Here is an 8799-nt window from a genome sequence, read left to right as displayed (position 1 = left end):
CGGCGAGCATGCGGTGCAGGATCACCGCAAGCTTGCGCGCGAGCGCAACTTTGGCCTTCTTCATCCCGGCCCGCCGGGCGATCCGCATCGCCCAGCTTTTGAGCTCCGTGCAGCCCTTGAGCGGCTTTACGCTTTTCGTGATCCTGCGCCGCCTGATCTAAGGGAAATGAGACCGCAATAGTTAGAAAATGGCCGGTTTAGCCGGCCATTTCCTATCGCAGCAGCTAACCGAGAAGGCGCCCCTACGCTTTTGGTGCGTCAGCGCCCACAGTTACTTCGGCCCAGGCCTCGAAATCACGCTGCAACTCGCCGATTTTCTTGCGCGCATTCTCCAGCGCTTCCTTGCCGAGCAGGAGACGGAGCGGCGGGTTTTCCGCTTCCACGGCCTGGACGATCGCCTTGGCTGCCCTCACCGGATCGCCCGGCTGGTTGCCGCTGAAATTCCGAAGCATATCGAGCCGCGCGCCGGCGGTTGACCGGTAGTCTTCCATCGTTTCCGGTACCTCATTGGCGGAGCGCCCGGCCCAGTCGGTGCGGAAGCCGCTCGGCTCGACGATAAGAACCTTGATACCAAGCGGAGCCACCTCCTTCGAGAGAGATTCCGAAAGTGCTTCGACGCTGAACTTGGTGGCCGCATAGAAGCTGACGGCAACATTGGCAATGAGACCGCCCTGCGAAGAAATATTGACGATCGTGCCCGAACGCTGCTTGCGCAGGATCGGCAGTACCGCCCGCGTCATATTGGCGAGACCCCAGACGTTGATATCGAACATCTTGCGCACTTCGTCCATGTCGCTCTCTTCGAGCGAGCCGAAATAGCCGATGCCGGCATTGTTCACGAGAACATCGATCCGCCCGAAATGCTCGTGCGCCGCTTTCACGGCACTGGCAATGTCCTCGGCCTTCGTCACATCGAGCTTGAGGACGAGGGCATTATCCTTGTGATCCCTGGCGAGATCTTCGACTTGCGCGGGATTGCGGGCGGTAACGACGGTCGGATAACCAAGTTCAAGCGTGTGACGCGCGAGCTCGCGGCCAAAACCGGTTGAACAGCCAGTGATGAACCAGACAGGTTTCGATGTCATGATGACGTCCTTGATGATGGGTCGCGATGGTCTAAACGGATCAAAGCAGCGCCGTGGGAAAAGCTGGACTACCAGAGCAATGTAGACCAGCCCGCTAACGTTTCAAGATTTCATGCAACTAAAGGTGGTCGCTCAGATGCAGCGTCCGCCATCAACTTCGAGGGCAACCCCAGTGATGAATTCTGCTTCGTCGGAAGCCAGCCAAAGCGCGGCATTGGCAACGTCGAGCGGCGTCGACAGGCGTCCGAGCGGCACGGTCGCCTTGAACTGCGCGCGCTTTTCCGGCGTGTCCTCGCCCATGAACAAGCCAAGCATCGGCGTTTCGCCCGCCACCGGGCAAAGGCAGTTCACCCTGATCTTCTTCGGTGCAAGCTCGATCGCCATGGACTTGGTGGCGCTGATTGCCCACCCCTTAGACGCGTTGTACCAGGTCAGTCCGGGACGCGGTCGCAGTCCGGCCGTCGAGGCAGTGGTAATGATCGAGCCGCCGCCCTGCGCCTCCATGACCGGCACCACGGCCAGCGCGGAATAATAGATGGACTTCATGTTGACGCCGGTAATCAGATCGAACGTGCTTTCATCAACCTCCAGCATCGAGCCATTGCGGTAGGTAAAGCCGGCATTGTTGACCATGATGTCGATGCGACCGAACTGATCGGCGGCCGTCTGAACCATGTTTTCCACTTCGTCCTTGCGCGTCACATCGGCATGAACTGCGATCGATTTCCCGCCTATCGCGGCGGCGACCTTTTGGGCGCCCTTGAGGTTGAGATCGGCAACGACGACATTGGCGCCCTCCGCGGCAAAGCGCTTCGCCATCCCTTCGCCGAATCCTGACGCTGCGCCGGTGATGATTGCTGTCTTGCCTGCCAAACGGGTCATTTCGTCTCCTTATTCATGCTCATTGCTGGTGGTCGTTTCAGATCAATCGTGGCGAAAGACGATCGTCTTCGTCGCTGACATATCGTAGAGCGCCTCGAACCCTTTTTCCCGACCATGGCCGGATTTCTTGAAGCCGCCAAAGGGCAGTTCGATGCCGCCGCCGGCACCATAGGCGTTGATATAAACCTGTCCGGCGCGCACGCGTTTAGCAACGCGATGCTGGCGGGCACCATCCCTGGTCCAGACCCCAGCGACAAGGCCATATTCGGTACCGTTGGCAAGGCGGATCGCGTCGTTCTCGTCGTTAAAGGAAAAGAGCGAAAGGACGGGGCCGAACACCTCCTCCTGAGCGATCACTGCCGAAGGATCGACCGATCCGAAAAGCACAGGGGAAACGTAATATCCGGTCGCCGGCGCATCGCCGGCAATGGTGCCGCGGGCAACGAGTTCAATCCCTGCCTCGGTGGCCGCGCTGACATAGGCTTCAACCCGGCGTTTTTGCGCCGGATTTATCATGGCGCCAAGGTCGAGATCGGAATCGTGGGGTCCGGCCACCAACTTGGCAAAACGATCGGCAAGTGCGCCTGCAACGTCATTGTAGATGCTACGCTCGATCAGCACGCGGCTGCCGGCGGAGCAGGTTTGGCCGCCATTCTGGATGATCGCATTGACGAGGACCGGCAGAGCCTTCTCGATATCGGCATCGGCAAAAACGATTTGCGGTGACTTGCCCCCGAGTTCCATTGTAACGCCGCGATTATTGGTGGCCGCAGCCTGCTGGATCGCGGTACCGGTGGCAGGCGAGCCGGTGAAGGTCAGGTAGTCGACGCCGGCATGGGCGGAAAGGGCAGCGCCCGCATCGCGTCCATAACCCGTGACTATATTGAGAACCCCATCCGGAAAGCCCGCTTCGATGGCGAGTTCACCGATGCGGATCGTCGAAAGCGACGCGTCCTCGGCAGGCTTGATCACCAGCGTATTGCCCATTGCGAGCGCGGCCCCCACCACCCTTGCCATGATCTGCATTGGATAATTCCAGGGAATGATCCCGGCAACAACGCCGTGCGGTTCACGCAGCGTCAGGGCCGTATACCCTTCGTTGAAAGGGATCGTATCCCCATGGATTTTATCGGCAGCGCCACCGTAAAATTCATAGTAGCGCATTGCAGCGGCGACATCGGCCCTTCCCTGGCGGATCGGCTTGCCGGTATCGCGGGACTCGAGCGCTGCGAGTTCTTCGCTATTCTGCTCGATAAGGTGCCCCAGCTTCGTCAGGAGCCGGCCGCGTTCGACAGCAGCCATGCGCGACCAGAGTCCGTTATCGAAGGCCGCGCGCGCGGCGCGAACAGCGTGGTCGACGTCTTCGGCCCTGCTTGCAGGAATGCTTGTGAAAGCAAGGCCATCCGACGGACACAAAACAGTGATCGTTTCTTGCGAAAGTGCCGGGACCTGCCGACCATTGATGATGTTCAGGAACTTTTGATCCTGCGCGACAACTTTGGAGAGATTCTGTACCATGGCTACTTCCTGTTCGTTGCAACGTTAAGTGAACAGGAGCGAATTGGAAATGCATTTTGACGCAGTTCGTCGCCAAGGACTGGTCATTTTAAATCGATTAGATTATACAACCCTGCGTCCACCGACGCATTCAGGCATAGCGAGACTCCCCGTATGACAAGTCAGATAATCCCCGTTGAACCCTTCGATTGCATCGTATTCGGTGGCACAGGCGACCTTGCAGAGCGGAAGTTGATACCGGCTCTCTACCAGCGCCAGCGCGACGGCCAATTCTCCGAGCCGACCCGCGTCATCGGCGCTTCGCGCTCACAGATGACTGACGAGGCCTATCGTGACTTTGCCGCGGCGGCAATCAAGGAATTCGTCAAAGCCGAAGAGATCGACCCCAAACAGCTTGACCAGTTCCTGGCGCGGGTTTCCTATGTCGCGGTCGACGCCACCTCCGACAATGGCTGGGAGGAACTCAAGGCGGAAATTGGCAACGACACCAAGAGGGTCCGAGCCTTCTATCTTGCTGTCAGCCCATCGCTATTCGGCGATATCACGAGCCGGCTCAAGAGCCACAAGCTCGTGCACGACCATACGCGTATCATCGTCGAAAAGCCGATTGGCCGCGACCTCGCATCAGCCATTGCCCTGAATGATACGATCGGCCACGTCTTCCACGAGCAGCAAATCTTTCGAATCGATCATTATCTCGGTAAGGAAACGGTGCAGAACCTGATGGCACTGCGCTTTGCCAACGCTCTCTACGAGCCATTGTGGAATTCGGCGCACATTGACCATGTCCAGATCACCGTGGCGGAATCGGTAGGGCTGGAAAACCGCGCCGGCTATTACGATATGGCAGGCGCGCTACGTGACATGGTGCAGAACCACATGCTGCAACTGCTCTGCCTCGTCGCCATGGAGCCACCGTCATCGATGGACGCAGATGCGGTGCGCGACGAAAAGCTGAAAGTGCTGCGCTCCCTCAGCCCTATCAACACGAAGAATTATCAGGATTTGACGGTTCGTGGCCAATATCGCGCCGGAGCATCTGCCGGCGGTGCGGTCAAAGGCTACCTCGATGAACTTGGCAAGCCGAGCAACACCGAGACATTCGTCGCGATCAAGGCCGAGATTGCCAATTGGCGCTGGGCCGGCGTGCCTTTCTATCTGCGAACCGGCAAGCGCCTTGCAACGCGCGCATCGGAAATCGTGGTGTCGTTCAAGCCGATTCCGCACTCGATCTTCGGAGAAAGCGCCGGCCGTGTAGTTGCCAACCAGTTGGTGATCCGCCTGCAGCCTGACGAAGGCGTCAAGCAATGGATGATGATCAAGGACCCCGGCCCTGGTGGCATGCGCCTTCGCCACGTACCACTCGACATGAGCTTTGCCGAATCGTTCCAGGCTCGTAACCCGGATGCGTATGAACGCCTGATAATGGACGTTGTAAGGGGCAACCAAACACTGTTCATGCGCCGGGACGAAGTGGTGGCGGCCTGGCAGTGGGTCGATCCAATTCTCAAGGCGTGGGCCGAGGACGGGCAGCCGCCCTATGGCTATACCGCAGGAACGTGGGGCCCGTCCGCATCGATTGCATTGATCGAGCGTGACGGCCGAACCTGGCACGAAGCGGAAGCATAACAACGGGTTAGGCGCTCCATGGCAATCGATCATAAACTGAATAGTTTCGCAGATGGTGATGCGCTTGCCGCGGCGCTTGCCGCTGCTGTTGCCGAGAGGCTTGCAGCGGCATGTGAGACGCACGGCAAGGCAGTGCTTGCCGTTTCAGGCGGCACGACTCCTTCCCGCTTCTTCAAGGCCCTCTCCCATAAGCGCCTACCCTGGAAAAACATTACGGTAACGCTCATCGACGAGCGTTTTGTGCCGCCGACCAACGAACGTTCCAACCAGAAACTCGTGAGCGAGCTGCTGCTGCAGAACGAGGCGGCGGCAGCCAATTTCGTCGGCCTCTACAATGATGCGCCGAATGTCGAGGACGGTGCTAGAATAGCCTCGAAGGCGCTCGACCGTCTCGGCCGACCTTTTGACGTTTCCGTACTCGGCATGGGGAACGATGGACATACCGCATCGTTCTTTCCAGGCGGTGATCATCTTGCCGCGGCGATTTCGCCGGAGCAGTCGGCGCTCGTTCTGCCGATGCAGGCCGAGGGCGCTGGTGAACCAAGGCTCACACTAGCGCTGCCAGTAATTGCCGGATCGCGCTTTGTGGCCCTGCATATTGAAGGCGCGACAAAGAAGACCGTGCTGGATGCTGCCATTGCCGAGGGTAGCGCTCTCGACATGCCGATCCGTGCCGTGCTGCGGTACGTGCCGATTGAGCTTGAGATTTTCTGGGCGCCGTAAAGCGGGCCCGACCGCGTTGCTGCATCCGGAAGCTCCCAACTTCCGGGGCAGCCGCCAAGAGGAGATAGGATATGACCGTCCTGCAACGGGTAAAAAGCATTACCAATCGCATTTGCGAACAATCACGACCGACGCGCGACGTCTATCTCGACCATCTGCGTGAAGCGGCCTCGCACAAGCCGAAGCGCTCCGCGCTGGCCTGCGCCAATCTTGCCCATGGATTCGCCGCCTGCAGTCCGTCCGACAAGGCGGCGCTCGCCGGCGATGTGGTGCCCAATCTCGGCATCATCACGTCCTATAATGATATGCTCTCGGCGCACCAGCCGTTTGAAACCTACCCCCAACTCATCAAAGCTGCGGCCAAGGAAGCAGGCGGCGTGGCACAGGTCGCAGGCGGGGTTCCCGCCATGTGCGATGGCGTGACCCAAGGGCTGCCCGGCATGGAACTTTCGCTGTTCTCACGCGACGTCATCGCCATGGCGACGGCGATCGGCCTGTCGCACGACATGTTCGACGCCGCTGTCTATCTCGGCGTTTGCGACAAGATCGTGCCGGGGCTCGTCATCGGCGCGCTGACCTTTGGCCACCTGCCTGCGGTTTTCATTCCGGCTGGCCCGATGACGACCGGGCTTCCGAATGACGAAAAGGCCAAGACGCGCCAGCTCTATGCCGAAGGCAAGGTCGGCCGTGATGCGCTTCTCGAGTCGGAATCCAAATCCTACCACGGGCCTGGCACCTGCACGTTCTATGGCACCGCCAATTCCAACCAGATGCTGATGGAGATCATGGGCCTTCATATGCCAGGCGCTTCTTTCATCAATCCGGGAACACCCCTGCGCGAGGCGTTGACCCGCGAGGCTGCGAAGCGCGCGCTGGCCATTACCGCGCTCGGCAATGAATACACGCCGGTGGGAGAAATGATCAACGAGAAGACGATCGTTAACGGCGTCGTCGGACTGCATGCGACCGGCGGCTCCACCAACCATACGATGCACCTTGTCGCCATGGCCGCTGCGGCTGGCATCAAGCTGACCTGGCAGGATATTTCCGACCTTTCAGATATCGTTCCGCTACTCGCCCGCGTCTATCCGAACGGCCTTGCCGACGTGAACCATTTCCATGCCGCAGGCGGTATGGGCTATATTATCCGCGAACTTCTCGATGCCGGTCTCCTGCATGAGGACGTCAAGACCGTGTGGGGCGGCAGCGATGGGCTGCGCGCCTATACGATCGAGCCGAAGCTTGGCGAGAAAGGCACTGTCGTGCGCCAGCCGATTGCCACCGAAAGCGGCGACAAGAAGGTCCTTTCGACTTACAAGGAGCCGTTCCAGGTTACCGGCGGCCTGAAGATGCTGAAAGGCAATCTCGGCACCGCCGTCATCAAGACGTCCGCTGTAAAGGCCGAACGCCATATTATCGAGGCGCCAGCCATCGTTTTCGACAGCCAGGCCGAATTGCAGGACGCATTCAAGGCTGGCAAGCTCGACCGCGATTTCATCGCTGTCGTTCGTTTCCAGGGTCCGCGCGCCAATGGCATGCCGGAACTGCACAAGCTGACGCCGGCGCTCGGCGTATTGCAGGATCGGGGCTATAAGGTTGCGCTGGTCACGGACGGGCGCATGTCAGGTGCTTCCGGCAAAGTGCCAGCCGCCATCCACGTGACGCCTGAAGCGCTCGACGGCGGTATCATCGGCAAGATCAACGACGGGGATGTCATCAGGCTGGACGCTGAGATCGGCACGCTCGACGTCCTCGAAGCTCCTGAAGTCCTGGCAGCGCGCCCGGTACCGGATGTCGATATCAGCCACAACAGCTATGGCATGGGCCGCGAGCTCTTTACGACGTTCCGCAATGCGGTGGGCCGGGCTGAAAATGGGGCGTCAGTGTTTGGCCTATAGCTGAGGTTTGCGCTCCTTTGCCGTGGAAAAAAGGTCACGGGCTAATACGTCGTGCGGCGCTCATCCGACGGTGAGCGCCCGAATTGCGCGCGGTAGCTTTGGGCAAAATAGGAATGCGACGTGAATCCCGTCGCGAGCGCCACATCGAGAATGGGCGAATGCGTCTGCCGCAACAATTCGCGGGCCCGTTCGAGGCGAAGACTCATATAATAACGACCCGGCGTCATATTGAGGTGCCGCAGAAACAATCGCTCGACCTGGCGCACGGACAAACCCACCGCCTTGGCAAGGCGCACCGCCGATTTCGGCTGTTCGAGATTGTCGGCCATGAGTTCGACGATCTTACGAAGCTTTTCTGACTTCCCGGTCAGATCCCGCTCTGGCCCGATCCGCTGGCGATCAGTCTGCGAGCGAATGCGCTCGTGATGAAACTGGTTGGCGACCTCATTAGCAAGGGCGGGGCTGAAGTCCTGCCGGATGATCTCGAGCATGAGATCGATCGACGTCGTACCGCCAGCGCAGGTATAGCGTTTGCGGTCGATCTCAAAGACGTTGCCCGTGCACTCGATCTGCGGAAACTTCTCTTGGAAGCCGGCACGGTTCTCCCAGTGAATCGTGCAACGGTGGCCCTCGAGTTGGCCAGCCTCGGCAAGGATATAGCTGCCGATGTTGAGCCCGCCGAGCGAAGCGCCACGCCGCCCGAGATTGCGCAAGGCGGCAATGACTTTTGGCTTGTCATCGAACTCGGTTTTCAATCCGGCGCAGACAAAGAAGATATCGGCGGAAGGAAGGTCCGCAAGTGCGTATTGCACATTGATCTGCAAGCCGTTCGATGCGGTCACCGCCTCGCCGTTCGCCGATACAGTAATCCAGGAATAGTAAGGCTGCTCGGACATCCGATTGGCCGTGCGCATCGTATCGATGGCAGCGGCAAGGCTGAACATCGGGAATTTGTCGACGAGCAGAAAGGCAAAGGTTCTGCCGACCTTGAGGGCTTGGGCCATGTGCTCTTTTAGCGAGATTCCCTGTTAGAGCAAATCGATCAGAAGCGCGGCGGCACCTTC

The 8799-nt window shown here is 59.3% G+C and carries 7 protein-coding genes and 1 pseudogene; 3 read left to right on the top strand and 5 right to left on the bottom strand.

The features are described 5' to 3' along the window. From AAAB35_RS24635 to AAAB35_RS24620, 4 genes and pseudogenes are all read right to left on the bottom strand, one after another. A pseudogene (locus AAAB35_RS24635) lies at nt 1-109 on the bottom strand (IS110 family transposase); the annotation flags it as partial. A gap of 133 nt (nt 110-242) precedes the next feature. Further along, on the bottom strand, nt 243-1085 hold the full coding sequence (locus AAAB35_RS24630; protein WP_340670929.1) for an oxidoreductase: 843 nt from the start codon (nt 1083-1085) through the stop codon (nt 243-245). Between the two features lie 132 nt (nt 1086-1217). Next, complete coding sequence (locus AAAB35_RS24625; RefSeq protein WP_340670928.1) at nt 1218-1967, bottom strand: SDR family oxidoreductase; 750 nt, start codon at nt 1965-1967, stop codon at nt 1218-1220. 42 nt (nt 1968-2009) lie between these two features. After that, entirely contained in the window at nt 2010-3485 is a 1476-nt protein-coding gene (locus tag AAAB35_RS24620; RefSeq protein ID WP_340670927.1) for an aldehyde dehydrogenase family protein, read from the bottom strand. A gap of 153 nt (nt 3486-3638) precedes the next feature. Between AAAB35_RS24620 and zwf the strand changes: the two genes are divergently transcribed. The 3 genes from zwf (at nt 3639) to edd (ending at nt 7735) form a co-directional block, all read left to right on the top strand. After that, a complete protein-coding gene (zwf, locus tag AAAB35_RS24615; RefSeq protein ID WP_340670926.1) occupies nt 3639-5114 on the top strand; it encodes a glucose-6-phosphate dehydrogenase in 1476 nt (491 codons plus the stop codon). 18 nt (nt 5115-5132) lie between these two features. Continuing rightward, nucleotides 5133-5837 (top strand): 6-phosphogluconolactonase, encoded by a 705-nt coding sequence (pgl, locus tag AAAB35_RS24610; RefSeq protein WP_340670925.1) that lies wholly within the window; start codon nt 5133-5135, stop codon nt 5835-5837. A gap of 71 nt (nt 5838-5908) precedes the next feature. Continuing rightward, nucleotides 5909-7735 (top strand): phosphogluconate dehydratase, encoded by a 1827-nt coding sequence (gene edd / locus AAAB35_RS24605; protein ID WP_340670924.1) that lies wholly within the window; start codon nt 5909-5911, stop codon nt 7733-7735. Between the two features lie 41 nt (nt 7736-7776). On the opposite strand, the gene AAAB35_RS24600 is transcribed toward edd, so the two are convergent. Next, nucleotides 7777-8739, bottom strand: a complete 963-nt coding sequence (locus tag AAAB35_RS24600) for a GlxA family transcriptional regulator (RefSeq protein WP_340670923.1) — start codon at nt 8737-8739, stop codon at nt 7777-7779. Nucleotides 8740-8799: the final 60 nt, after the last annotated feature.

Source organism: Phyllobacterium sp. (assembly GCF_037994425.1).
In the GTDB taxonomy this organism is placed as follows: domain Bacteria; phylum Pseudomonadota; class Alphaproteobacteria; order Rhizobiales; family Rhizobiaceae; genus Phyllobacterium.
This window is presented reverse-complemented; position numbering and strand designations above follow the sequence as displayed.

Bases quoted from the DNA above. Each gene is read 5' to 3' on its own strand.
- AAAB35_RS24630 (WP_340670929.1), bottom strand. From the start codon at position 1,085: ATGACATCGAAACCTGTCTGGTTCATCACTGGCTGTTCAACCGGTTTT.
- AAAB35_RS24625 (WP_340670928.1), bottom strand. From the start codon at position 1,967: ATGACCCGTTTGGCAGGCAAGACAGCAATCATCACCGGCGCAGCGTCA.
- AAAB35_RS24620 (WP_340670927.1), bottom strand. From the start codon at position 3,485: ATGGTACAGAATCTCTCCAAAGTTGTCGCGCAGGATCAAAAGTTCCTG.
- zwf (WP_340670926.1), top strand. From the start codon at position 3,639: ATGACAAGTCAGATAATCCCCGTTGAACCCTTCGATTGCATCGTATTC.
- pgl (WP_340670925.1), top strand. From the start codon at position 5,133: ATGGCAATCGATCATAAACTGAATAGTTTCGCAGATGGTGATGCGCTT.
- edd (WP_340670924.1), top strand. From the start codon at position 5,909: ATGACCGTCCTGCAACGGGTAAAAAGCATTACCAATCGCATTTGCGAA.
- AAAB35_RS24600 (WP_340670923.1), bottom strand. From the start codon at position 8,739: ATGGCCCAAGCCCTCAAGGTCGGCAGAACCTTTGCCTTTCTGCTCGTC.